The sequence below is a fragment of the Parapedobacter soli genome (genome assembly GCF_025460835.1).
In the GTDB taxonomy this organism is placed as follows: domain Bacteria; phylum Bacteroidota; class Bacteroidia; order Sphingobacteriales; family Sphingobacteriaceae; genus Parapedobacter; species Parapedobacter soli.
In genome coordinates, this window is record NZ_JAMXAY010000036.1 from 15,516 (window position 1) to 41,353 (window position 25,838).

19 protein-coding genes are annotated in these 25,838 nt (G+C 48.4%); 6 read left to right on the forward strand and 13 right to left on the reverse strand.

What is annotated here, in order from left to right; genetic code table 11:
* Positions 1–21: 21 nt before the first annotated feature.
* Positions 22–1,932: an amidophosphoribosyltransferase gene (locus tag NGM62_RS14895; RefSeq protein ID WP_262249049.1), complete on the reverse strand. Its 1,911-nt coding sequence runs from the start codon at positions 1,930–1,932 to the stop codon at positions 22–24.
* Positions 1,933–2,078: 146 nt separating this feature from the next.
* On the opposite strand from NGM62_RS14895, the gene NGM62_RS14900 reads away from it, so the two are divergent.
* Together NGM62_RS14900 and NGM62_RS14905 are read left to right on the forward strand one after the other, a co-directional pair.
* Positions 2,079–3,275, forward strand: a complete 1,197-nt coding sequence (locus tag NGM62_RS14900) for a proline dehydrogenase family protein (protein WP_262249050.1) — start codon at positions 2,079–2,081, stop codon at positions 3,273–3,275.
* Positions 3,272–3,898 (forward strand): HAD family hydrolase, encoded by a 627-nt coding sequence (locus NGM62_RS14905; protein WP_262249051.1) that lies wholly within the window; start codon positions 3,272–3,274, stop codon positions 3,896–3,898. The genes NGM62_RS14900 and NGM62_RS14905 overlap by 4 nt, the downstream gene beginning before the upstream one ends.
* A 5-nt stretch (positions 3,899–3,903) precedes the next feature.
* Here NGM62_RS14905 and NGM62_RS14910 read toward each other — a convergent pair whose 3' ends face one another.
* From NGM62_RS14910 to NGM62_RS14925, 4 genes are all read right to left on the reverse strand, one after another.
* The gene (locus NGM62_RS14910; RefSeq protein ID WP_262249052.1) at positions 3,904–5,322 is read right to left on the reverse strand and encodes an alkaline phosphatase; all 1,419 of its coding nucleotides are present in this window, start codon (positions 5,320–5,322) and stop codon (positions 3,904–3,906) included.
* Positions 5,323–5,420: 98 nt separating this feature from the next.
* Positions 5,421–7,355 carry a sensor histidine kinase gene (locus NGM62_RS14915; protein ID WP_262249053.1) on the reverse strand — a complete coding sequence of 645 codons (1,935 nt, stop codon included), beginning with the start codon at positions 7,353–7,355 and terminating at the stop codon, positions 5,421–5,423.
* A 246-nt stretch (positions 7,356–7,601) separates the two neighbouring features.
* Positions 7,602–8,858, reverse strand: a complete 1,257-nt coding sequence (locus NGM62_RS14920) for a hypothetical protein (RefSeq protein ID WP_262249054.1) — start codon at positions 8,856–8,858, stop codon at positions 7,602–7,604.
* A gap of 11 nt (positions 8,859–8,869) precedes the next feature.
* Positions 8,870–9,454, reverse strand: a complete 585-nt coding sequence (locus NGM62_RS14925; RefSeq protein ID WP_262249055.1) for an RNA polymerase sigma factor — start codon at positions 9,452–9,454, stop codon at positions 8,870–8,872.
* 574 nt (positions 9,455–10,028) lie between these two features.
* Between NGM62_RS14925 and lysS the strand changes: the two genes are divergently transcribed.
* Positions 10,029–11,747: a lysine--tRNA ligase gene (gene lysS, locus NGM62_RS14930; protein WP_262249056.1), complete on the forward strand. Its 1,719-nt coding sequence runs from the start codon at positions 10,029–10,031 to the stop codon at positions 11,745–11,747.
* A gap of 24 nt (positions 11,748–11,771) precedes the next feature.
* On the opposite strand, the gene NGM62_RS14935 is transcribed toward lysS, so the two are convergent.
* Both NGM62_RS14935 and NGM62_RS14940 read right to left on the reverse strand, forming a co-directional pair.
* Positions 11,772–12,191: a SufE family protein gene (locus NGM62_RS14935; protein ID WP_262249057.1), complete on the reverse strand. Its 420-nt coding sequence runs from the start codon at positions 12,189–12,191 to the stop codon at positions 11,772–11,774.
* Positions 12,192–12,252: 61 nt separating this feature from the next.
* Positions 12,253–13,494 (reverse strand): cysteine desulfurase, encoded by a 1,242-nt coding sequence (locus NGM62_RS14940; protein WP_262249058.1) that lies wholly within the window; start codon positions 13,492–13,494, stop codon positions 12,253–12,255.
* A 312-nt stretch (positions 13,495–13,806) separates the two neighbouring features.
* On the opposite strand from NGM62_RS14940, the gene NGM62_RS14945 reads away from it, so the two are divergent.
* Both NGM62_RS14945 and NGM62_RS14950 read left to right on the forward strand, forming a co-directional pair.
* Positions 13,807–16,536 carry an outer membrane beta-barrel protein gene (locus tag NGM62_RS14945; RefSeq protein ID WP_262249059.1) on the forward strand — a complete coding sequence of 910 codons (2,730 nt, stop codon included), beginning with the start codon at positions 13,807–13,809 and terminating at the stop codon, positions 16,534–16,536.
* A gap of 104 nt (positions 16,537–16,640) precedes the next feature.
* Positions 16,641–18,215 carry a M20/M25/M40 family metallo-hydrolase gene (locus NGM62_RS14950; RefSeq protein WP_262249060.1) on the forward strand — a complete coding sequence of 525 codons (1,575 nt, stop codon included), beginning with the start codon at positions 16,641–16,643 and terminating at the stop codon, positions 18,213–18,215.
* A gap of 7 nt (positions 18,216–18,222) precedes the next feature.
* Here NGM62_RS14950 and NGM62_RS14955 read toward each other — a convergent pair whose 3' ends face one another.
* Entirely contained in the window at positions 18,223–19,866 is a 1,644-nt protein-coding gene (locus NGM62_RS14955) for an FMN-binding glutamate synthase family protein (protein ID WP_262249061.1), read from the reverse strand.
* 62 nt (positions 19,867–19,928) lie between these two features.
* On the reverse strand, positions 19,929–21,317 hold the full coding sequence (locus NGM62_RS14960) for a DUF3748 domain-containing protein (RefSeq protein WP_262249062.1): 1,389 nt from the start codon (positions 21,315–21,317) through the stop codon (positions 19,929–19,931).
* A gap of 177 nt (positions 21,318–21,494) precedes the next feature.
* On the opposite strand from NGM62_RS14960, the gene NGM62_RS14965 reads away from it, so the two are divergent.
* A complete protein-coding gene (locus NGM62_RS14965) occupies positions 21,495–23,102 on the forward strand; it encodes a M20/M25/M40 family metallo-hydrolase (RefSeq protein ID WP_262249063.1) in 1,608 nt (535 codons plus the stop codon).
* A gap of 69 nt (positions 23,103–23,171) precedes the next feature.
* Here the strand turns inward: NGM62_RS14965 and NGM62_RS14970 are convergent, their stop codons facing one another.
* The 4 genes from NGM62_RS14970 to NGM62_RS14985 form a co-directional block, all read right to left on the reverse strand.
* Complete coding sequence (locus NGM62_RS14970) at positions 23,172–23,990, reverse strand: HEPN domain-containing protein (protein ID WP_262249064.1); 819 nt, start codon at positions 23,988–23,990, stop codon at positions 23,172–23,174.
* A 22-nt stretch (positions 23,991–24,012) separates the two neighbouring features.
* Entirely contained in the window at positions 24,013–24,693 is a 681-nt protein-coding gene (locus tag NGM62_RS14975) for a helix-turn-helix domain-containing protein (RefSeq protein WP_262249065.1), read from the reverse strand.
* Positions 24,694–24,797: 104 nt separating this feature from the next.
* On the reverse strand, positions 24,798–25,205 hold the full coding sequence (locus NGM62_RS14980; protein WP_262249066.1) for a hypothetical protein: 408 nt from the start codon (positions 25,203–25,205) through the stop codon (positions 24,798–24,800).
* Positions 25,195–25,605 (reverse strand): hypothetical protein, encoded by a 411-nt coding sequence (locus tag NGM62_RS14985; RefSeq protein ID WP_262249067.1) that lies wholly within the window; start codon positions 25,603–25,605, stop codon positions 25,195–25,197. The genes NGM62_RS14980 and NGM62_RS14985 overlap by 11 nt, the downstream gene beginning before the upstream one ends.
* Positions 25,606–25,838: the final 233 nt, after the last annotated feature.

Genomic DNA, 25,838 nt, shown 5'->3' on the forward strand with positions numbered 1-25,838 from the left:
TGGCCTACGGCAATGACGTGTTTACGCGCTGAAGTAAGCCCTTACATTTTTCCCCTCCACCCAGTTCATGTAAGCGCGATTGACCACACGGTTTCCACCTGGCGTAGGGTAATCCCCAGAAAAATACCAGTCACCTTTGTGGTCAGGGCACGCCGCGTGCAGATTCTCCAGTTTTTGATAGATAACTTCAACCTCAGCCGTGATACGTGTGCCCCGGATGATACTTGCTATCTCCGCAGAAATTTCTTCGTCTGTAAATGGCGCATAGATGGCTTTTACATAATTCTCCACATCTTCTTTGGGCAGTTCCAACGATGCCAGGCATTGCCGGTAAACTTCCTCCACAATATGTCCGATTCCACTCTTATACAATAGGGAAACAGCTGCTTCGAAAGCCACAAATTCTCCCATCCTTGACATATCGATCCCATAGCAGTCAGGGTAGCGTATTTGGGGTGCGGACGAAACGATGATGATTTTCTTCGGATTCAGGCGATCAAGGATAGTCAAAATGCTCTGCTTGAGAGTCGTACCGCGAACAATGGAATCATCCACCGCGACAATCGTATCTTCATGGTCCTTAACAATACCATAGGTCGTATCATACACGTGTTGGACCATATCTTGCCGATCGGCATCTTGCGTAATGAACGTACGGAGCTTAGCATCCTTGATATTTAGCTTTTCGAACCGCGGAGAAATGCTTAACATCTCGTCCAGTTCTTTGTCCGAAATTTTATCCGCACGATTAAGCAATGTCTCTTTCTGAAGCGTACGTACATATTCATGTATACCTTCCTCCATGCCGTAAAATGCCACCTCTGCCGTATTCGGGATATAAGAAAACACCGTATGCTTGATATCGTAGTTAATCGCTGTCAAAATCTGGGGGCACAGGAGTCGTCCCAAATGCTTGCGTTCCTGGTAGATTGCCGCATCGCTCCCCCGCGAGAAATAAATCCGTTCAAATGAGCACGACTTCTTTTCCACCGGTTCCCTGAACATTTCCTCCGTGATGGAGCCGTCTTTTTTAACGATTAATGCATAACCGGGCTTTACTTCATTGATTTCTTCAAACTTGACGTTGAAAGCGGTCTGTATGGCCGGGCGTTCAGACGCAGCCACCAACACCTCGTCGTTGACATAATAATAGGCCGGCCTGATCCCAGCCGGATCGCGCATAACGAAAGCGTCGCCATGCCCTACGATACCCCCAATGGTATAGCCACCGTCCCACGTCTTCGCAGATTTGCGCAAAATACGTGCAATATCAAGATGTTCCGCTATGAGGCTACTGATTTCGACGTTGCTATACCCCTGCCGTTTAAATTTATCGAATTGCTCTTGGTTCTCTGAATCGAGGAAATGGCCAATCTTTTCGAGTACCGTAACGGTGTCGGCCTTTTCCTTCGGATGCTGCCCCAACTCATAAAGCTGTTCGAGCAATTCATCGACATTGGTCATGTTGAAATTACCAGCCAGAACAAGGTTACGCGTCATCCAATTGTTTTGCCGCAAAAACGGGTGGCAGCTTTCAATGCTGTTCTTGCCATGTGTGCCGTAGCGGAGGTGCCCCATAAGCACTTCGCCGGTAAAGCTTACGTTCTCCTTCAGCCACTGGCTGTCGGCGTACCTTTCTGGATAAGCCCGCTGCACAGTGGCAAACTTCCGCTGCACATATTCGAAGATATCAGCTACCGCATTAGACGCCATGGAACGATAACGGCTAATGTAACGGCTACCGGGCTTTACACCGAGCTTGATTGTAGCAATCCCCGCGCCGTCCTGCCCGCGGTTGTGTTGCTTCTCCATCAATAAGTACAACTTATTGATACCGTATAAGGCTGTACCGTATTTTTCCTGATAATATGAAAGGGGGTTTAACAGGCGAATCAGTGCGATACCACACTCGTGTTTAATAGCGTCACTCATTGTATGCGTTGAATGGGCAAAGGTACACAAAAATTATTATTTGATGTGCAAATAAAATGAAGATACCGCGCTTCATTTCGCTGCCAAACAAGTTTGTAAACCACAACAACTATCGTTAATTTCGCACCGTAATTTGCACACACAGCATGTCTCAACAAACGCAACAATTGGGCGAACTCTCTTTCGAAAATACGGAAATTGCATTCCGCGGCAAGAGCAATGGCGATTTGAATAAAGCCTATTGGCTGTTCAAAATCCTGTCCAGTAATTTCCTCACCCGGGTTGGCCGGCCAATTACCGATTTCGCATTTAACGTGGGTTTGCCGATTAAAGGGCTTATACGCGCTACTATTTTCAACCATTTTTGTGGGGGTGAAACCATTAAGGGGTGCTTCCCCGCCATTGAACGGTTAGCGGACCAGCGGGTAGGAACCATCCTCGATTATTCGGTCGAAGGAGAAGATACGGAAGAAGCGTTCGACGGGACCTGTAACGAGATTTTGCGCACCGTCGCCTACGCGAAGACCAACCCGAATATATCGTTTTCCGTATTCAAACCTACTGGACTGGGCCGCTTCGACCTATTTGAAAAAATCAATGCTAATGTGCCACTCAGCACCAACGAAAAGCTGGAATACGGGCGGGTCCGGCAACGATTTGAACGTATCTGCCAAGCCTGTCATGACAGTGGGGTGAAGGTGCTGATCGATGCCGAACATTCTTGGATACAGGATGTCATTGATGACCTTACCCGCGAGATGATGCAGCAGTTCAACCGAGAAGCCCCTATTGTGTACAACACCTACCAACTCTACCGACACGACAAGCTAGCCTCATTAAAGGCCGATTTCTACCTAGCGGAAACAGACGGATTTTTCCTTGGGGCCAAGTTGGTGCGGGGTGCTTATATGGAACTGGAACGGGAGCGCGCCCAGGAAAAGGGCTACCCCTCCCCCATCCAACCCAACAAGGAAGCAACGGATCGCGACTATGACCTTGCCATACGGTTTTGCCTAGACCATATCGACCGGATTGGACTTATGGCAGGCACGCACAATGAGGCGAACAGCAAAATGTTGGCTGACGAAATGAACGACCGACAACTGCCCCATGACCATCCCCACATTCACTTCGCCCAGCTGTTGGGCATGAGCGATAACCTGAGCTTCAATCTGGCGGCCGCCGGATACCAAGTGGCTAAATACATGCCCTACGGTCCAGTAAAAGCCGTAATGCCCTACCTTTTCCGGCGGGCACAGGAAAACACCTCCGTAGCCGGACAGACAGGGCGTGAGCTTTCACTCATTGCCAAGGAGAAAAAACGACGGAAAACCACGAGATGACAACAGACACCCTGATACACGAAAAACTTGACAAGCTCACTGAAATAAGCCGTAAAAAAAATTACAAAGCATTCTTATACGACTGCGACGGTACATTGGCCGATAATATGCATGCACATAAAGCTGCTTATCAAAAAGCAGCAGCACAGTTTGGCATCAAGCTCGATACCGCTATCATCGATGAGCTAGCCGGTTGGCCCACGCCATTGATAGCCCAGGAAATAAACAAAAGGTACCAAACGAATGTGCCTCCCAACGACTTCGCATCATTGAAATCAACCATCTTTTTCGATGATTTCATTGCCCATACTTTGCCTGTGGAGTTCGTTGTCCACCACTTGAAAAACCACATCGGCAAAGTCCGCATCGGCGTGGTTTCGGGCGGTAGCCGCAAAACAGTGACGCGTACATTGACAGTAATTGGCCTGATCGACGACATCGAAGTGCTCGTTTGTGCCGATGATACCGCCCGCGGCAAACCTTATGCAGACCCGTTCTTAAGCGCTGCCAAGCAGTTGGATGTAGCGCCACAAGACTGCCTGGTTTTCGAAGACGGTACCCCCGGCGTCCAAGGTGCCATTGCAGCAGGTATGGATTGGGTACGTATCGATAAGATTGTATAACAATCTTATCGAGGCACCGCTGCCGCTTCGAGCATCAGGTAATGCAGGTCTGTATTCCTTACAAACGGCTTAAGCAACTCGCGTCCCGGGCCGTATGCAGCAACCTCTACGTGGTCGCCCGAATGGCCGGTGCTACCCCACCCCACCGATGTATACCTCCGTTGGATATCCGCCAATTCGGCAAACGGTAACTTATACGGGTTGTACAAGCCGTCTTCATTCCTGTCAGTAACATAATGGGCCAATAGCCGGATGGCTTCATTTGCAGTGATGGCATAACCCTGCGCGTGCTCAATTCGTTCACGTACCTGGTTGGCTGTAAAGTCCCTGTCAATCCCCTGCAATACCCAATCATTGGTATGTTTAAAATCGATGACGCGTTCAAAATTTTCTGTCGCACCAAATAAACCAGGATTCGCATTCCCATGATCCGTCGTTACGATAACCAATGTATTGCCATCTGCTTCCGCAAAAGCAATCGCCACGGCCAGGGCCTCGTCAAATGCCAGCTGGTCATAGATCAACCCGCCCACATCATTAGCATGTGCTGCCCAATCTACTTTCCCTCCCTCAACCTGCAAAACGAATCCCTTCCGGCTTTTTGCTAGCCGGCGGATGGCTGTCCCCACCATTTCGGCCAGTGATGGCGTCCTCTTTTTCAAATCGGCATCGTGTTCCCTATCCAACGCATAAGGCAGACCGTCCTGATGAAACACGCCCAAAAGCGGCGCCGTTGCACCCGACGTATCGGCAGCCAGCATTTCATCCCGGGTTTGGGCCACTTGGTAACCACTAGCAGCAAACTCTTTGAAAAGATCTTTTTTATCTTTCCGTTTGTCTGCACTGAAAAACTCCGCTCCAGCACCCATCATTACATCAAAACGTAGGTTAAGGTATTGTTCGGCGATACCGGGCTGATCAGAGCGGCTCTCGCTGTTTACACAAAACCCTGCTGGGGTAGCATGCGTTATCGGAACCGTCGTGACACAGCCAACCGCTTTCCCTGCACTTTTGAATTTCTGGAGAATAGGAACCGGCCTACTCCCATCGGGAGCTACGTTCAACGAACCATTGTTTACCCGCACACCGCCTCCCCAAGAAGAACTTGCCGCAGATGAGTCGGTCACCAAACTATTCGCCGATGCCGTATCCATCAACCCCCTGCTGACCAGGCCCTCCTGATAGAGCGACATCCAGGTGCTCAACTTCCCGTCACGGCGCTCGCTGAGCATATTTGCCATACTCAACGTCCCCACACTCATGCCATCACTAACCATAAAAATAATATTTTTGGCATCTGCTGCACTTGGTGAGCCAACACCAACACCCGGATGGAACTGTTTCGCTATCGAATGAAAAGGTGACAATACAGCAGCACCGGCAGTGGCAAAGGCAGTATTCTTGAAAAAGTCTCTACGCTTCATGAAAATGAAATAAATTGATGGTTACACATAAAATTCCCTAAAAATAAGAATCTTAAGTTAATCTGAAATAAAACCAACATGAATTTTATCGCAAGGGTTTAACTCTGCCCTTTGAAGCGAATGCGGTACATGGAAAACTCGTCGAATGTATACTGGATAATACCCGCCAGCTGACTCGTCAACGAATGAATCAGGCGGAATCCCAACGTCTCGCTCGTCCGTTGTCGCTTTGCTTCCGGGATACCGACACCATCGTCTTTGAAAATCAGTTCATATTCACGTTCCCCATCGCATTGCACGTCAATGAATATCCGCCCCCTTTCCCGACCCACAAACGCATACTTCAACGAATTGGTTATCAGTTCAGTAAGTATCAAACCAACCGGTATCGCCGTATCGATATCCAGCAATACGTCATGGGCATTCACTTCAAATCGCACATCTTTGTTCCCGACATTGTATATGCTTAACAAATGTGCTCCCAATTGCTCTATATAATCTTGTATATTCAATCGGTTGATACTTTGCTGTTCATACAACTTGTTGTGAATAAGGGCAATGGAATGAATACGACTGCTACTTTCCTGCATCATCGCAATGACATCGGGATTGGTAGTCTTCCTAGACTGTAGGCTGAGCAGGCTATTGATAATCTGCAGGTTGTTCTTCACGCGATGGTGTATCTCCCGCAGGAGCAGCTCATTCTGCTTATTGGCCTGCTTCAATATCTCGTTCTGGACGGATATCTCGCTGTTTTTTATTGCCACCCGGTGGGCCAATTTATCTTTCTCCCGGAAGTGAAAATAAAGGATGGCCAATATTGCAAGTAATACAGCAATGCCGGCAATCAACCCATATCGTTGGTATCGCGTATTGGACAACAATAATTCCTGTTCTTTGATTTGACGCTCAAACTTATCCAACTTATAGTTTTCACTCATCTCCCTGCCTTGCCCAATATAATGGGCAGCATAAAGGCTATCTTTTGCGTATTCATAAGCTTCAAACAGACTATCTGCACGCTCCCCTTCTCCCAATGCATATAGAATTTTAACGTGAAGTGCCTGTATTTTGTTACGCTCCATCTTGGGATCTACCGGGCCCAGCGACGTATACAACGATTCGCATACCTCCAACGCCGAATCATAATCCTCCAGGAAATACAGTTCGGTAGCATAGAGAAAGCGGTAATTGGTTTCCAACCGCTCATTACCTAAGGTATCCACCAGCGCGGCGGCCTCATCCAATAGGCTGGCTAAGCGCCCTTCATCGCGCTGACCGGCGTATATCTCCCCTTCAACAAGTAATACACAGAGCAATTGTTCGTTGGCATCACCCTCGCCGAATTTTCCCCTTGCCAACGCTACATAATGCAGGGCCTCGTCGTACTCATGCCGCTCCAGATAACTAATGCTATACTGCAAATAAATCGGCCCTAATGCCGCCGCATAACCTACCTTATCCGCAAGCTCTTCTGTATCGTTGAGAATGGTTATAGCTTCTCCATAATCCTTAGATACCGTATTATGGTAACTGGCAAGCTGGAGGCTCAATTCAATACGGCTTACATCCTGCCCATCGTCCGTCGCTACGCGCAGGCCGTCAAGAAAACTCTGAAGCCCCGTGTAGTACCTCCCATCCTGCAAATATATCTGCCCCAACCGCAGATAGCAATCAGGCAAGTTCTCCAAAAACTGCCCCTGGGCATATAAGGAAGCCGCCTTTTCAAAATACCGGCCGGCAACATCCATCCCTCCCTTTTGCATATATATGATACCGGTATAATAGTACCCATCCGCAATACCCCGGTCGTAACCGATATCGATAGACATTTTCCATGCCTTGTTAATCAGGTCATCCGACTTTTTCAGGTTTTCGTCAACAGAAAGAAATGCGCCTTTATATAGGCTATTGATAATGGCCGTATCCACGCGATTCGTGGCCACAGTATCCTGCGATACTGCAGCCGGAATCTCTTGAATAGTTAACAACAGCACTCCGAGGATAAAAAACAAACCAGTGCGTTTCGCCATTTTTACGTTTGTAATACCAGCCTTTTATATCGGTCGAAAAGCACGAGTCCAACAGTTAACAAACACATTAGCCCGCATGTTAGAACACCTCTCCTGTCAAACCGATACAAAGACAGACCATAAGGTATCCGGCTTGGTTGAGTAATCGCTCAAAACCCGGGTAACCAAGAACGAATAGTTCAAAGATAGGGGAATCAATGAATTAAACAAAACGGAAGCTCTTACATTCCCAACAGCTAAGAGACATCAAAATCCGGTCACGATACGTATACCGCCATTGGTAAAGTTCATTTCCTCTTTCGAAAGCCGGCCGATCGGAAGTTTAAAATACGGTTCTATCGATAATGAGAAATTTTTGGATATCGGCAGTTCTTTACCGACAGAGAAATTCATGAACCCCGCATATCCATTCCCTTGCAATGGTTTGTCGGCAACTTTTTCAGATGAATAGACAAACTCGGTGGAAGTGAGCCGGTCGGTGCCCGACGACTCTCCGCCGGCGAATGTATTCTTATTAATCCGATCGATGACATGGCTTGTGCGCTGTTCGTCGAGGATAGCGACATAAGACAACCCCACAGACGTATAAAAACCATTTATCACCTCATACCGCAGGTCCAACGGTATATCCAAGGTAACGACGCTACTCGTTACCGAAACTTCCCTTTTATAGTTAACAGCGGCTTCCGATGTCCAGTTGAAATAACCGTCTGGCAAAGGGCTGTTCATGATTCCCTTATTATATTGAGGTCGATGGTTCGAATTCTCCCCCACCCCCAGCTGCGCCACCGATATACCCGAGCGGATGGAAAATTTATCTGATACCCGATAGGCAACCGCCAGTCCGCCACCGAGATTTACAGCCTCACTGGTCAGCGATGGCGAAACAACCAGCCCCAAGTCCCATTTGTCAATGCCGCCCTCCGTTTTCGGAGGGTTCACGGCATATCGATCGGTAATTGTACTGGTCCTGTCGGGTACTATGGTCGGCACAACAGTAGGTTCCTGCTGCGCCACCGTCTCTTCCTCAGTTTCGGCAACCGCTGTTACCAACGTATCCACCATGATAGTGGCTAATGCCCGCGGCTCATCCAATAGGCCTTGTGCATGATGCGATACTTCTTCACTGACCTCCGTCCCATACACCGGATATTTGCTTACTGTATTCAGCCTGGTTTCCGAATCTATTACTGATTCGGCACCAGGTAATTCGTCTGCCTCAGCCTCACTAACTGTGGGTTTCCCGGTCCCGATTTCCACTTCATGGTATACCGTTTGAGACGATGGTGGCGTAATATCGATCGCATCGTATATAAACCAGTATACTCCGATGGCGGCGAGCAACGTCGCGGCTGCACTCCAATAAGGCCATAATCGCCGCCTACGCTTCCCGTAAGTGGCTGCAAAATGTTCCCATGCACCCTCCTTATACGGCTGAGCGTGCTCACGGAGTCGTTCTACCATGTGTTGGATCAATTCGCTATGCTCTTCTCGCTCACTCATACTGCATATTATTAATACCGCGCTGCGATATCAGTCGATGCCAAATACAATTTCCTCAATTTTTTCTTCGCACGGGTAAGGTAGGTCCGGGAAGTGCTCTCTGGTATCCCGAGCATTTTCGACACCTCCTCGTGTGAATAACCTTCAACCTCATATAAATTAAATATCGTCCGCTGTATCTCCGGTAATTGGAGAAGGAGCTTCATGATATCCGCTACATCCAAGTTCGACGACACATCGACACGTTGTTTATCAAACTCATCCTCTTTCACGTTGTCTAACGACATGAATTGTTTTTGAGCTCGCAAAAAATCAATGGATAGGTTTACCGCTATCCGGGCCAACCACGCCCGGAATGATTTTTCAAAACGCTCGCCCGTGTCATTGTTGTTAAATGTGGTCATTTTGCCAAATGCCCGCAAGAAACTCTCATTTGTCAGCTCTTCGGCATCAAATTCGTTCTTTACGTAGCGCATCGTTATGGCACGCACATATCCATAACAGCTTTTATATATAAATTCCTTGCTTCGTTCATCTCCTTTTTGGGCACAGCACCGCACCGCGTCTTCCAGCGACAACGCCATTTTCCTTTTCAAGTATCGGATGTTGAAACTCACTATACGGCTACACTCCTATTAATCAGCTCTTTGAATTCACATTGCAAACTTAGATAAATCTCACTTCATGTCCGCAATAATTACGCTATTTCCCACGGTCGCTCAGCGACAACCGCTCGAAATATACGCTCAATCACATCGATATGTAGCCCTGTTTCACGAAAAATTAACCATATAACTTTTTTTATGACGTTATCTATTCGAAAAAACGCAGTACAACCAGCAAACGCTACACCGTACTTCCAAAATATTACAATGAAGACTTGCGACTACCCTTTTGCACATAAAAACATACTTAGCGCAGCGATCTCATTGATGCCTCGCGCAGCGATCTCATTGATGCCTCTGAAAATTATTAAAACATCCATAACTTAGCGGAGCGATTTCATTGATGCCGAAAAAGCAGTAAAAAAAATCAATAAATTATCTAAGTTTTCGCTGATCGTTTGTTCTCAATTGCAGCGAAGAGACCGATAATTTGTTTTTATGTGCAGCTTCGCTATTTTGCACATAAAAACAAATTATCTAAGTTTGCCGCAATAATTTATATTCGATGAGCAACGCACTATCTGAACAGGAAATACAGCGCCGAGACGAACTCGCTAAGCTGGAAGCATTGGGAATAAACCCTTATCCGGCCGAAGCTTTCGAAATCAATGCCTCTGCCAAAGACATTTTAGCGAATTACGAACGTGATAAACTCAATTACAAAAATGTCAGCATAGCGGGGAGGATGATGGGACGCCGCATAATGGGCAATGCGTCATTCATCGAGCTGCAGGATGCTTCGGGACGGATCCAAGCCTACATTAAGCGCGATGACCTTTGTCCCGGTGAGGATAAAACACTATACAACACCGTATTCAAAAAGCTATTGGATATCGGTGATTACATCGGTATTTCCGGATTCGTATTTACTACCAATACGGGCGAGATTTCCATCCACGTTAAAGAATTAACACTATTGGCAAAATCATTGAAGCCCCTGCCCGTGGTGAAATCTGCCGATGGAAAGACGTTCGATGCAGTTACCGATCCGGAGTTTCGTTACCGGCAGCGGTACGTAGATCTGGTCGTAAACCCGCACGTGCGCGAAACATTCGTCAAAATCTCAAAAATTAAGACCGCTATCCGTGAGTTCCTCAATGAACGCGGGGCACTCGAAGTAGACACACCAGTGCTGCAAAGCATACCGGGCGGTGCGGCAGCCAGACCTTTTGTTACACACCACAATGCTTTGGACATCCCACTGTACCTACGCATCGCCAATGAGCTTTACCTCAAGCGGCTCATTGTGGGCGGTTATGAATGGGTATATGAATTCAGTCGAAATTTCCGCAACGAAGGGATGGACCGTACCCATAACCCCGAGTTTACCGTATTGGAATTTTATGTCGCTTACAAGGATTACCTATGGATGATGGAAATCACCGAACAGCTTTTTGAACAGGTAGCCCTGGCCACCAATGGCACCACTAACCTGCAAGTGGGCGATAAAGAAATATCGTTCGCCGCACCTTACCCACGAGTCACCATTTACGATGCAATCAAAGAACATACTGGATTCGACGTGGATGGGATGGATGAGGAGGGTCTCCGCGACGTATGCCACAAATTGGGTATACAAACCGATGCAAGCATGGGTAAAGGGAAGCTCATCGACGAGATATTCGGCGAGAAATGCGAACATCACTACATACAGCCGACCTTCATTATTGACTATCCCATAGAAATGAGCCCCCTCACCAAGAAGCACCGCGACAAACCGGGGTTGGTAGAGCGTTTCGAACTAATGATTAACGGCAAAGAACTCGCTAACGCCTACACCGAACTGAACGATCCTATCGATCAACGGGCGCGGTTTGAAGAACAGCTCAAGCTAATGGAACGTGGCGATGATGAGGCCATGTTTATCGATTACGATTTTCTCCGGGCTTTGGAATATGGCATGCCTCCCACCGCTGGCATTGGTATCGGCATCGATCGACTTGCGATGTTGATAACCAACCAGAACAGCATCCAGGATGTCTTGTTTTTCCCCCAAATGCGCCCCGAGAAAGTCGTGAAACAGGCGAGCAATGCCGACTATCACGCCCAAGGGATACCCGATGAATGGGTACCGGTACTCCAAAAAATGGGCTTAACTACCATTGAGGCTCTCAAATCGGCAAACCCTAACAAAGTATTCAATGATTTGGGTGGCTTACGTAAGAAAATGAAGCTCGAAATACCGATGCCTACTAAAGACGAGGTATTGAAGTGGTTTGAGTAGTTCTTGTTCCTCCTGACTCTTTTATCACACGTGGGCGTTTAACGCCGCTGCATACAATTTCATTTGCTTCACCATAGATAGTAGTCCATTGGCACGGGTAGGCGACAAATGCTCCTGCAGACCGATTTGGTCAATAAAATAAAGCTCACTTTCTACAATCTCTTGCGGAGCATGATTGGACAGTACGCTAACCATCAACGCAACCAACCCCTTGGTTATGATAGCGTCGCTGTCTGCTGTGAATATAACTTTCCCGTCCCGATGTTCGGCATGCAACCACACTTTTGATTGGCACCCTTTGATAAGGTACTCATCTCGCTTATATTGCTCATCGATGAGCGGCAAATCTTTACCTAACTGAATGATATACTCGTATTTGGCCATCCAGTCTTCAAAAAAAGAGAAATCTTCGATTAATTCGTTTTGTATTTCGTTTATAGACACTTTTATGAGATTTGAGACAACAGATTTGAGACGTAAGGCGATCGACTTACGACTAAAAAACTTATAACAACATCGCTGCTGCTCGTTCAACACCGGTTACCAATGCATCGATATCCGCTTTCGTATTATACATAGCAATCGACGCCCTCACCGTACCGGGAATACCATAGTGATCCATCAATGGCTGTGTGCAGTGGTGGCCAGTCCGCACCGCGATCCCGAGTTTATCCAAAATCACTCCAACATCGTAAGGGTGTGCACCATCTAATAGGAACGACAGCACACTCGACTTTTCCCGCGCTGTACCGATTAGCCTGATGTGTGGCACTTCCAGTAGGTGTCCGGTTGCATATTCCAACAAATCGTGCTCATGTCTCGCTATCTGGTCCAACCCTACCGAATTGATGTAATCGATTGCGTATGCTAGGCAAATACCAGCTTCGATATTGGGCGTGCCGGCTTCATATTTGAAAGGAAGTTCATTGTAAGTTGTCTTTTCAAATGTCACCTCCTTAATCATTTCACCCCCTCCTTGGTAAGGCGGCATGGCATCGAGCCATTTTTCCTTTCCATACAGCACCCCTATCCCCGTGGGGCCATACATTTTATGTCCGGAAAACACCAAGAAATCCACATCCAATGCCTGTACGTCTATTGACAGGTGCTGGATTGCCTGCGCGGCATCCAGCAGTACCGGCGCACCAACCGCATGGGCCAAACCGATGATATCTTTCACCGGGTTTACCGTCCCCAATGCATTCGATACATACGTAATGGCTACCATCTTTGTCCGTTCGTTCAACATCGAACGGTAAGCCTCCATATCCAACTCGCCTGCCTCATTGATGGGGATTACTTTCAACGTTGCACCCCGTTCTTCACAGCACAGCTGCCACGGCACGATATTGGAATGGTGTTCCATTGCCGAGATGATAATCTCGTCGCCCGCATGCACAAAGGCCTTGCCGTAACATGATGCCACCAAATTGATACTTTCCGTTGTACCTTTGGTAAGGATGACCTCGTGCTCATGTGCCGAATTGATAAACGGCTTAAGTTTGCGCCGCGTCACTTCAAACGCATCGGTAGCCAATTGGCTAAGATGGTGCACCCCGCGGTGTACGTTACTATTGTATTGTGTGTAATATTCAACAATGGCATCGATGACTTGCCTCGGCTTTTGCGTAGTAGCCCCATTGTCCAAGTATACCAACGGCCTATTGTTTACCGTACGCGTAAGGATCGGAAAATCTTGCCTAATACGATCGACATCAAAACGCTCCAAAACTGCTGGCTCTTCCATATGACAAACTTAGATAAATTCCCTTTTATATGCAATTTAATTGCGTTGCATATAAAAGGAGTTTATCAATCTACTCAGCCGCCATTGATAGGCAACTCTATAGCGGAAATGTACAAGTGTTTTTTGTTATCCGTAGCGACCGGCGCGCCACGTATTGCATGCGTAACAAACGCTGACAAGTTGATGACACCGGTCCGATGCACTGCCGTTTTACATCGCGCTTACATAACGAACCCGTGACATGGGCGCCGAAATCGCTAGACGGTCTGATATTTGTGCGCATAAACCAGATACTAAAACACTCACTCTTCAATGAAACACTTACTACACATCGTACTGCTATTACTATGCTTCCAACCCGTCTTCGCCCAACAATACACCCTTAAAGGCACCGTTCACAATGCCGCAGACGACACCCCGTTTCCCAATGTAACCGTCTTGCTCCTTAACACGGAATCTATCATTGAACGGGAAATGATAACGCATTCGGACGGTTCGTTTGATTTGGAAAAGGTAAATCCCGGCGAATATGTACTCCGGATACAATATCTCGGTTACGAACCGACCGATGAGCCGATTAAAATGACCAAAAACACAGACGTTGGAATACTTTATTTACATGAAGACACCCGGCTTCTCGATGAAATCACCATCAGTGCCCGTCCACCGGTAGGAAAGCAACTTGGCGACACCACCCAATTCAATGCCGGTGCTTTCCAGACCATGAAAGATGCGTCCGCTCAAGACCTCATTGAAAAAATGCCCGGTATGAGCGCTGAAGATGGCACCCTACAAGCCCAGGGAGAAAGCGTTGCACAAATACTGGTAGATGGTAAGCCGTTCTTCGGCACCGATGTAAAAGCCGCACTGCAAAACTTGCCTGCCGAAATCATCCAAAATGTACAGGTATTTGACAAACTGAGCGATAAAGCGGAATTAAGTGGATTTGACGACGGAGAGCGGTTGAAAACCATCAACATCATCACGAAGCCCAATAGCCGCAAGGGGCTTTTCGGCAAAACATCAGCCGGATATGGTGACCGTGACCGGTATATTGTTGGTGCCAGTGCCAATGCGTTCAACGAGCAGCAGCGACTTACGATTACCGGATTGACCAACAACATCAATGCCGTCGACTACTCAGCGGATCCGAACAACCAGGGTGCCACACGCCCCCAAAACGGAATTATCAATACCAATCGAATCGGACTCAACTATACGGATGACTGGGGTGAAAAAATTGAGCTCAACGCCAGTTACCTTTTCAACCACCGCAAAAATTTCGGTGAGTCGTCCTTGTTCCGCCAATATGTACTCCCTGACAATGATGATCAGCATTATACCGAATCGAGTGAAAACACCCGTAAAAACACAGCACATTTTTTCAATATGCGGTTGGAGTATAATATAGACAGTAACAACCGCATCTTGTTCCGGCCCAACTTTTCAGCCCAACTGGATAACGAAAACAGCTTCTTATCAGGACAGACCTTCGCCGACTCCGACCCGATCAACCAAACCCAAAACCGCCGGTATGCCGACTACTCGGATATCGATTTCAACAGCCGGCTTTATTATAGCCGCCGTTTCTCAAAGCCCGGACGGAGTCTACGATTGGGCCTAGAAACAGGCAACCACAAAAATGATGACGATGCCGACAGATATGCCGAGAATATATATTATGACCCCCTTGAGCGCGCAGAAATAATCAGACAAAATGTCGTAAGGGCACGTACGGGTTTTTCTTGGGAGGCCAGCGCATCGTATACCGAGCCGGTTGGGCAACACGGAATGGTAGAACTCGAATACGAAGTGGGTAACCGCCGCGACGACTCGGACCAATTGACGTACGATATGGATGATACCGGCAACCACATGCACATCGACACGGCACTCAGCAACACTTTCAACAGTGATTACCTTTCGCAAGAAGCCGAAATCGGCTATCAGTACACCCGAAATAAGCTCCGCGTTCAGGCAGAAGCAGAATTTCAACATGCACAACTGAAAAACGACCAAGAGTTCCCAAGCCCTTTCTCCCTACACCGGACGTTCCGAAGTGTTTTGCCCAGTTTGAGGGTCGACTATAAATTTTCAGCATCAAAAAATTTGGAATTCGACTATGATGCGCGTACCAATGCACCTTCCATTGGCGACCTGCAAGATGTGATCGATAATTCAAACCCATTGCACCTCCGTACCGGCAACCCCGACCTCGACCAATCCTATAGCAACAGGTTCCGCTTACGCTATCGTAGCTACAACGCCGATACCGAACGGAGTTTCTTCGCCATGGTCCACTCATCCACCACGTCAAACCAAGTGGTCAGCAACACCACCATCACCGACCAACCAATCGAATTAGCCAACGGCATGGTTCTAGAAAGGGGTGCCCAGCTCACCCGGCCGGTAAACCTCGATGGTTACTGGGAGATTTTCTCTTATTTCCACTATGGCTTACCCATACGCTTCCTACCATCCAATTTCAATATCCACGGAAGTATACGGCACAGCCATAGTCCCGGCATGATCAATAACGAAATCAACGCGGTTAATTCTACCCGCTATAGCGGTGGCATTTCACTAAGCAGCAACATCAGTGATCGGATCGATTTCAATATCTGGACACGCTCGTCATTCAATAATGTCCAAAATTCGCTTCGGCCCACACTTAACAATAACTACTTTACACAAAGCACCCGTTTTAACTATAATTGGATTGTATGGGAAGGACTGGTATATCGGCTCGACCTCAACCACAGGCTCAATAGCGGCCTATCCGAAGGATATGATAACAGTACATTCTTGGTAAACATGGCAATTGGGAAAAAGCTATTGAAAAATGAGCGGGCTGAAGTTAGTGTCAATGTCTACGACCTATTTGAGCAGAACAACAATATCTACCGGAACGTTACGGAAACCTATATACAAGACAGCGAGTCTAATGTACTGCAACGTTATTTCATGGTCAGCCTAACCTATAATATTCGCTATTTTTCACGGGGCACTTCCATGGAGGATTACAAAGAATTGTATAACTAGAACACCACACTTTTGGTAAAATTTATGCCACACAGTCCGCATTCTCATTTTTTTTCGTGACTTTTAACTGCTCATTAATAGTAACCAATAAAAAAATAGAGTATATGATACACACAAAATCCCTCGCACTGGTTTTCGGTTTGGGGATCTCGTTTGCCGCTTCCGCGCAACCACGTTGGGTGATGCCAGAGCAGAAGCTGGAACCCGTAGTGGAGCAAATCGTCAAAGAGGCCAACCAAAACTCACAGTTGAAGCAGCTTGCCCACGAATTGCTTGATGTAGTTGGACCACGGTTGGTAGGTACGCCGCAAATGAAAAATGCGCACGATTGGGCTGTGGCCAAATATGCCGATTGGGGTATTGAAGCCCGCTATGAGGAATTTGGCGAATGGCGCGGCTGGGATCGCGGCATCTCGCACATCGATATGGTATATCCAAGGGTTAAGACACTAGCGGGCACGCAGTTGGCTTGGAGCCCCACCACAGGTGGAAAAGCGGTCGAAGGCGAAGTCATCACCCTCCCTGATGTGAAAGATTCATTAGCATTCCAAGCGTGGCTCCCCAATGTGAAAGGCAAATATGTGATGATCTCCATGCTGCAACCAACCGGCAGGCCCGACCACAACTGGGAAGAATACGGGAAACCGGAGTCTATTGAAAAAATGAAAAGGGAGCGCGATTCGCTGAACGACAAGTGGCAGGAGAAAATCGCCGCTACCGGTGTATCGGCGCGCTCCATCCCCCGCATACTGGAAGAAGCAGGCGCGGCAGGTATCCTCGAATGCTATTGGTCGCGGGAGTTCGGCTCCAATAAAATTTTCGGTGCCCGCACCACCACCATTCCTTCGCTCGATATCTCTCTGGAAGATTACGGCGTACTCTACCGGCTGGCAGAAAACGGACACAAGCCCCGCATCAAAGTAGAAACCGACTCCAAACACCTGGGCACGGTGCCGACATTCAACACCATCGCCGAAATAAAAGGCACGGAGAAACCGGATGAATATGTTATCCTCTCCGCCCATTTCGATTCGTGGGAAGGCGGCTCCGGCGCCACGGACAACGGCACGGGTACTATCACGATGATGGAGGTAGCACGCATCCTCAAAAAGGTTTATCCCAACCCCAAACGCACAATCCTTATCGGCCACTGGGGCAGTGAAGAACAGGGGCTCAACGGATCTCGGGCATTCGTACTAGACCACCCCGAAATCGTGCAAAATACGCAGGCGGTCTTCAACCAAGATAACGGGACGGGCCGGGTCGCCAATCTCAATGGATCCGGTTTCCTGCATGCTTATGACTTCATGGGCAGGTGGTTGGCAGCTGCACCGCACGAAATCACACGCGACATCAATACCGATTACCCCGGTTCGCCAAGCGGCGGTGGGTCTGACCACGCGTCTTTCATCGCCGCCGGAATCCCTGCGTTCATGATGAGTTCGCTTTCCTGGGGCTATGGCACCATCACCTGGCATACCAACCTCGACACCTACGATAAACTCATCTTCGATGATTTGAAATCAAACGTGATTCTGATTGCCACACTAGCTTATAAGGCCAGTGAAGAGCCCGGGTTGGTGAACCGGGAAAAAAGGGTAATGCCGCCGGGTAGGGACGGCCAGCCCAGCCAGTGGCCGGTTATCCGCCAGCCACGGCGCTCGGGCGTGGGATACTAACCCACGCCTAGCCCGTCATCGGCTTTTTGGCCCATGCGTATTCCACGAAATCAACACCCGAAAAATCGGGCTGGAAGGAGTCGGCACGACTGATTTTCATCAGCAATTCGAACGATTTCGGATAAGGGGCCTCCATCAGGCTCCCTGTGGGGATATAGGGAAATGAATCCAGATAAGTTTCCACTTTGTTAGGAGATACCCGCCGGTGGATGTATACGCGATGGATGTCGTCGGGGTGCTTGATGCCAGCCGCTCCCATCAGTTCGCAGGCTGCTTTCACCGTCTCATGGTGGTAGTTGGCCACCCGCACGCGCTTGTCGGTAACGTCCAGCCCTTTCACCAAGGCAGGGTTTTGGGTAGCTACCCCTGTAGGGCATGTGTTCGCATGGCATTGCAACGCTTGGATGCACCCAAGTGCCATCATCATCCCACGGGCACTATTGCAGATATCCGCACCAAGTGCAAAGTTCTTTACGAGGTCAAATCCTGTGGTGATCTTACCCGCAGCAATGATTTTGATATGCCGTTTGAGCCCGAACCCGGTTAGGCAATCGTAAACAAAGGCCAATGCATCCCGCAGCGGCATTCCCACCGAGTTGGAAAATTCCAAGGGCGCCGCTCCGGTTCCACCTTCACCCCCATCTACCGTAATAAAATCGGGATGCAATCCCGTTTCCACCATCGCCTTGCAGATGGCTACGAACTCGCTCCGGTGGCCAATGCACAATTTGAAGCCGATAGGCTTGCCTCCCGACAGTTTACGCAACTGCTTCACAAATTCCAGTAACCCCACCGGCGTGGAAAACGCACGATGGAAAGGTGGCGAGTCGACTTCCTTTCCTACCTCAACCAAGCGGATACGAGCTACCTCGGGGGTTACCTTAACAGCAGGCAGAATACCGCCATGGCCCGGTTTGGCTCCCTGCGACAATTTGATTTCAATCATCTTCACACTGGGATGCTGGGCCTTTTCGGCAAAAGCGTCAGGATTGAAATTACCGTTGGGATGACGGCAGCCGAAATAGCCGGTACCGATCTGCCACACCACATCACCACCACCTTCCAAGTGGTATTCGGTAAGTCCCCCCTCGCCCGTATTATGTGAGAAACCTCCAATTTTTGCACCCTCGTTCAACGCCATGACCGCATTTTTACTCAATGAACCATAGCTCATGGCCGAAATGTTAAAAACGCTACTGGAATAAGGCTGTTTGCAATGGGGGCCACCAACGGTAACGCGGGGAAGCTCGTTGATCTTGAAATAGTCGACAGCGGTAATACTGTGACTTAACCATTCATAATTATTATCATAGACATTCAGCTGGGTACCAAACGGCGTGGTATCCAATACTTTCTTGGAGCGTTGGTATATCACACTTCTAAATATCCGACTGAAGGGACGGCCCGTGGTGTCACTCTCAACAAAATACTGCTGTATTTCGGGGCGTATGCTCTCAAACAAGTATCGTAGCCGCCCGAAAAGTGGAAAGTTACGTCGGATTGCCTGTTTAGTCTGGATAATATCAGCCACCCCCATCGCAATTAGGGGTACAAAAACAATGAGGCTCCACAGTACCGGCGGCCACCAAATAGCAATTACAGCAACCAAGGCAATCAGCAATACACTGCCATATATAAACTTTTTCCGCATGAGCCAAAGCTGCAAAAAAATAAGCAGGAAATCAAGATAGGCCCTATCCTGATTGTCAAGTTTTACTCGACCCTTACCAGCAAAAACACCTGGAGAAACCGATTTTCCCCTTCACCCACGTACCTGTTGTAAGCAATGGCTTTGCCGTCGGGCGACCAATTCGGAGCACCCACTGGCCTATTGTCATCACCAAACCGGTCGGTTATGCGGTACGTATCTCCCGTGGCTAGCACAGCAATGAACACACTATTATCCGCCGGGTAGGCTATCCATTGCCCCGTCGGGTCGATATTGAACGGCCCCTGTATCGGGAAATCATGGTCCGTTAATTGCCGAATAGCTCCGCCATTGGGCGACACCCCAAAAAGCTGGATGATGCCCCGTTCATCTTCGGCCAAAAAACAAACCAGGCTTCCATCGGGCGTCGTACGCAGCCAATGCCTTGGCCCCTTCACCCCGTTGGCGGTGTAGGTAATCCGCCGTTGTGTTGCGCCAAGCGGTACGCCCGGTCGTGACACCGCCGTCCCTTCCAACGGCTGGCCATCTCCCGCCACTGTAGGGTCTGCGGGTAGATCGACCACAAAAACCTCGGTAACGGTCTCCTCCCTTTCATTCCGCACGTTCCCCTGAAAAGCGATGGCTTTGTCTTGCCATGATCCATCCGGCTTCTGATAACCCTTTTCACCAATCCAACACTCGTCGAATGCCTTATCGATCTCATCGCTTCCCGGCCTGGGATGTTCAGTGACATCGGTTATGATAACGGAAAAATACTCGCCATCATTATTCTCCAACTGACCATCCTGCGCCACTTCCACCTTGCCCGGCACCATAATGCCCACGGTGCGCAGGTCTTGGACGGTCGTATCGCTTTTGGCCAACTGCTCCATTACATAGTCGTTGTAGGTGAAGCTGATCCACTGGCCATCCCTGCTCCATGAGTGGGAATGGGTACCACCACGCAACGCCCCCTTGGTAAACGGCGGCACCACATCACGCGCATCCATGAAAATCGGTTCGCCGGGATGGTCGATATTTATGGCTACGCCAGTGCGGCGCGTCATGCTATAAGGTCGAGATGCATCCGCGTTGCGGATACCATGAATGAACAGCACGCGGTCCTGCACCGGCGAAAAGGTAGCTGCTCCTACCCCGGGGCCGTGAAGCGTTTGATTCGCTGTCCGGTACACGACACGTACCTCGCCGGTATGCACATTCACTAGTTCGATACTTCCTGTACGGCCAATCTGCGTGTCGTCATTCCGTGTATCATAAACGACCCATCGGCCGTCTTTGGAAAACACTTGGGTATGGTGGACGGTGTGGCCCTTTGGCGCCGTCGTGAGTTGGGTTTCTTCGAATTTCATGAATGGCTTTTCGTTACGATGGCATGCGCATACGACAGCTAGCGAGAAAATACCCAATAGCCTGCTGTATAGTTGTCGTGCCATCGAAGCAAAAATACATATCGCGATCCAATAGATTATTATACCATCTTGCTACAGGGCTGTATGATATTGCCCCAAACGTAAAATTTATGCCACATAGTCGTTTTTCTCAAAGATATTCCTTAGAATCGCTTGCACTAACAGTACAGCTCATATTTTCATTAATCAATACGCACTGATATGAAGCACATGAACAAGCCGCAATTGCCACGCCTCATGTGGATGTTGGCATCACTTGGCCTGGCATTCAGCCTCGGGTTGGCCCCGGCCGCTGCCCAACCCAGTTGGATGCAACAGGAACAGAAACTTGAACCCATCGTCGAACAAATCGTGCAGGAAGCCAGCGAAAACTCCCAGTTGAAGCAACTTGCCCATGAGCTATTGGATGTAGTGGGGCCACGTTTGGTGGGCACGCCGCAAATGAAAAACGCCCACGATTGGGCAGTGGCCAAATACAAGGAATGGGGTATCGAAGCACGTTATGAGGAATTTGGCGAGTGGCGGGGCTGGGACCGGGGCATTTCCCACATTGACATGGTGTACCCCCGAGTCAAGACATTAGCAGGCACCCAATTGGCCTGGAGCCCTACTACTGGGGGTAAGGCTGTGGAAGGCGAAGTGATCGTACTCCCCGCCGTACAGGACTCCCTGGCTTTCCAAGCTTGGCTGCCCAATGTAAAAGGGAAATACGTCATGATTTCGATGCCGCAGCCCACGGGACGGCCCGATCACAATTGGGAGGAGTTCGGACGGCCGGAATCCATTGAGAAAATGAAAGCCGAACGCGATTCGTTGACGAAGGCCTGGAACGCGAATATCGCAGCGATGGGTGTTTCATCCCGTTCGCTGCCGCGGATTTTGGAAGAAGCTGGTGCAGCAGGTATCCTGGAGTGCTACTGGTCGCGCGAATTCGGCTCGAACAAGATTTTCGGTGCACGCACCACCAAGGTGCCATCGTTAGATATTTCGCTGGAAGATTACGGCATACTCTACCGCCTCGCCGAAAACGGCCACAAACCACGCATCAAGGTGGAAACCGATTCCAAGGACCTGGGCACCGTACCCACCTTCAACACCATCGCCGAAATCAAGGGTACCGAGAAACCCGATGAATACGTTATCCTTTCTGCGCACTTCGACTCGTGGGAAGGGGGCTCCGGCGCGACCGACAACGGTACCGGTACCATTACGATGATGGAGGTCGCACGTATCCTCAAGAAACTGTATCCCAACCCCAAACGGACCATTCTCATTGGCCATTGGGGCAGCGAAGAGCAGGGACTGAACGGCTCCCGGGCGTTTGTGTTGGACCATCCGGAAATCGTGGAGAAGACACAGGCCGTATTTAACCAAGATAACGGCACTGGACGGGTAGCCAACCTCAACGGCTCCGGTTTCCTGCATGCGTATGATTTCATGGGCAGGTGGATGGCTGCCGCCCCAAGGGATATTACCCGCGACATCCAGACCGATTATCCCGGTTCGCCCGGTGGCGGTGGGTCCGACCATGCCTCTTTCGTCGCTGCGGGCATACCGGCGTTCATGATGAGTTCGCTCTCTTGGGGCTACGGGACCATAACCTGGCATACCAACCTGGATACGTATGATAAGCTGATCTTTGACGATATCCGGGACAATGTCATCCTTATTGCCACGTTGGCCTACAAGGCCAGTGAAGAGCCCGAATTGGTCAACCGCGAAAAGCGGGTAATGCCCTTGGGCAGGGACGGACAGCCGCAGCAATGGCCTGTCATCCGCCAGCCAAGGCGTACCGGCGTAGGGTATTGAGACACCGGTCGCGTCACTTAAAAACAAAAGTCCCGTGAATTTTCTAACGCGGGATTTTTTGTTGTTCATTCATTCCCCCCAATTTTGATTCTTCACCAGATTATCAAGCGTTCTTCTACACACTTCAATCATCAGCTTCATTAAATCCGCTGACTTTTCCAATAGACAATCCGAATCCCGTTCGGTAATGTGGTAGTTGTTGTCATACCTCACGGATAGATACGCCCGGTCCAACACCTCGATGAGCCACATGTCCCTTTCGTTGTTTTTGTCCAATATAACTTTTATTTCCGGAACATATGGAAGCAATAGCTGTAAGTGGTTCCGTAGCGAATGTGAGGTTTTTTCCCTGCCGAAAATGACGATTTCGCCCATTCGGAAGCACAATTCGAACAATTGGTGCAGCATGAAGGCACAAAGCTGGAGGTTTTTCCTGCTTAGGTAAAACTGCACCCCTTCACTGAATGCTGCTACTTTCCGCTGCTCCAGTCGGAGGTTTTCGGTTGCCTTCTGGAATACCTTTTCGAAAGAAAACTTCCTGCTGGCTCCTACGCACGCGCTTTGCGGATTAAGGTAAAGCAGATTGTCAGGCTGGCACCGGCATAGCAGCGCGATGCCGCCCTGCTTGATGCCCAGCCGCACCTCATGGACATAGTAAATCCGCGGTCTGAAAGGCGCATAGCCACTCATCGCCATATTGACCAACGGCGCGGCTTCCATGATGAACTGCCTGGTAGTGTGCGGCAGTAACACGACCACTTCCTGCTGTCTAACCCCGGCCTGCTCAAACGTATAAAGGTAAATCTGGTCGACCAGCAAAGTGTTCACCAGCCGCTCGGTGAGCGTGGAGAGTTGTTGGAAGGTAGTTGTGTTATACGACGAATTCATAAATAAACAGGCTAGTCAATACCTAGTTCGCCGCGCCTCGCGGCTTTTTTATCAGGATATAATAATGGCCAAGCTCTTTCGAAACTTTGTGCCTGAGTCTAGGATAAGCCTTCTGTTTGGTAAATGCAGTTAATACGTCGTGAAGATTTCTAGGTTTGATATAGCCCCAAAGCAGTCCCTTGCATTTTGCGAAGATTTCGCGCGGTGTTCGTTCCTTGTGGAAGTAATTTAGATCAATCAATGCTTGTACGGCTATTCGTAAGGATTCTTTCTCTCTTTCCGTGGAATGCTCGTAATAGTCCAGATTGGGATTTTCATCTTTTAAGAGAAACAGCATTTCTGGTTCACCGTTTTCAAGCAGGCGATCCATTTGGTACAGAATGCCTTCCGGATTGATGATTTTGGTGATTCGATAAGTAAATTCGCGTTCGTCGGATGGATCATGATCGTGGTATAAACTACCAGCGTTTTCGACCCCGAGGACACGGGCAATTTTATAAAAATCTTGAATATCTAAATCCCTATGTTTCAACTGCTCGATTTCCGATATAAAGGTTGGTTTCCGCCCCATGAGGAAAGCCAGTTCGTCCGGAGAATAGTGATTGGTTATCCGGTGCAATATAATCCGGTAAATGGTATTCATCATGAGCAATGACAGCTTTGCCTCGTAAGAAGTGGATGCGGAGTGTTGTTTTTCCTTCATTTTGCTTTTACTTTAAATTTGCCTAGAAATTTTGGTGATTAAGTCAACCTATTTACGGCATCAGGCAAATTGCCATCCGTTCCGATATTTGGTTGCTTTTCGTTTTATTTGAACTTATATCTGAAGAATTTTTTCCGTTCCGCTTGATTGATGATTGCATCGTTTTTTGAAATATTCCTGATCAGCTCGAAATGCCATTCCGTGTAAAACTGGTCTAACAGCTCAAATTTGCTATCGATATTCTCCAGTTGATCAGTAGTATCCCACACGATTGTTTGGTAGTCCAAGTACTTTTCCCTGACTTTCTTTGCGGGAAACGGCCTGCTGTTTGGCCTCATCTGAAATTCCAGAAAAAAGGAAGTTCCGTGTTGTTTCTCTTTGCTCGCCTTGCCAGAATAGTATTCAGGAAGCGATACGGATTCTACAAATTGTTGGATAACCCTTTCAGGTTGCTCGTAGTATAAATCGCAGGCTAAAAGAAAGCCATGCGACAAGTATAGTTCAACGTTCATATTGCTCTTGGTTTATTTTATGTCCCGATGTCTTATACCCGGGGATATGTTTTCTGTATAAATCTCGATATTCAATCAATTTTCGACGAGCGTAATCTTCTAATTCCGGTTGCTCCATATTCTGCTCATTCATCATTATCTTATCAAATTCTTCGATGAATCCTTTCGCAAATCGAAAGTAAATTGATGCCCAAAGTCGATTGGTAACATTCCTTTTTGCATGCAAGTAAATTAATCCGGTTGCTGCCCTGTTCGGATCTATCGGGTATGAACTTAGAAGACGGGGAAAGGACACATGATCGATAAAATACTGGATTGCGTGCTCCGGATGAAAACCGGCTAATTCACAAAGGATTAAAAAATCATTGGGAAGATCTAACATTATTCTTTTTCGGACCATAATTGAGATGCAGTTTATTAAACAATTTGTTGATATAGTTTTGGTATTCAGTCGAATGCAGGGTCATCCCGCTTTCTTCCTTCAGTTGCTTGATCTCATCAAGGGCGGCAAGAATGAGTCTATTGTTTCTCTCGTTTAAGTTTCGGTCTTGGGGAAGGCACCAGAAGAGATATACACAAAAGAAAATTTTCGTTGCCCTGAACTCGGTAGTAGTGTTTTCGTCGTGTGTAGCT

Bases quoted from the DNA above. Each gene is read 5' to 3' on its own strand.
- NGM62_RS14895 (WP_262249049.1), bottom strand. From the start codon at position 1,932: ATGAGTGACGCTATTAAACACGAGTGTGGTATCGCACTGATTCGCCTG.
- NGM62_RS14900 (WP_262249050.1), top strand. From the start codon at position 2,079: ATGTCTCAACAAACGCAACAATTGGGCGAACTCTCTTTCGAAAATACG.
- NGM62_RS14905 (WP_262249051.1), top strand. From the start codon at position 3,272: ATGACAACAGACACCCTGATACACGAAAAACTTGACAAGCTCACTGAA.
- NGM62_RS14910 (WP_262249052.1), bottom strand. From the start codon at position 5,322: ATGAAGCGTAGAGACTTTTTCAAGAATACTGCCTTTGCCACTGCCGGT.
- NGM62_RS14915 (WP_262249053.1), bottom strand. From the start codon at position 7,355: ATGGCGAAACGCACTGGTTTGTTTTTTATCCTCGGAGTGCTGTTGTTA.
- NGM62_RS14920 (WP_262249054.1), bottom strand. From the start codon at position 8,858: ATGAGTGAGCGAGAAGAGCATAGCGAATTGATCCAACACATGGTAGAA.
- lysS (WP_262249056.1), top strand. From the start codon at position 10,029: ATGAGCAACGCACTATCTGAACAGGAAATACAGCGCCGAGACGAACTC.
- NGM62_RS14940 (WP_262249058.1), bottom strand. From the start codon at position 13,494: ATGGAAGAGCCAGCAGTTTTGGAGCGTTTTGATGTCGATCGTATTAGG.
- NGM62_RS14945 (WP_262249059.1), top strand. From the start codon at position 13,807: ATGAAACACTTACTACACATCGTACTGCTATTACTATGCTTCCAACCC.
- NGM62_RS14950 (WP_262249060.1), top strand. From the start codon at position 16,641: ATGATACACACAAAATCCCTCGCACTGGTTTTCGGTTTGGGGATCTCG.
- NGM62_RS14955 (WP_262249061.1), bottom strand. From the start codon at position 19,866: ATGCGGAAAAAGTTTATATATGGCAGTGTATTGCTGATTGCCTTGGTT.
- NGM62_RS14960 (WP_262249062.1), bottom strand. From the start codon at position 21,317: ATGGCACGACAACTATACAGCAGGCTATTGGGTATTTTCTCGCTAGCT.
- NGM62_RS14965 (WP_262249063.1), top strand. From the start codon at position 21,495: ATGAAGCACATGAACAAGCCGCAATTGCCACGCCTCATGTGGATGTTG.
- NGM62_RS14970 (WP_262249064.1), bottom strand. From the start codon at position 23,990: ATGAATTCGTCGTATAACACAACTACCTTCCAACAACTCTCCACGCTC.
- NGM62_RS14975 (WP_262249065.1), bottom strand. From the start codon at position 24,693: ATGAAGGAAAAACAACACTCCGCATCCACTTCTTACGAGGCAAAGCTG.
- NGM62_RS14980 (WP_262249066.1), bottom strand. From the start codon at position 25,205: ATGAACGTTGAACTATACTTGTCGCATGGCTTTCTTTTAGCCTGCGAT.
- NGM62_RS14985 (WP_262249067.1), bottom strand. From the start codon at position 25,605: ATGGTCCGAAAAAGAATAATGTTAGATCTTCCCAATGATTTTTTAATC.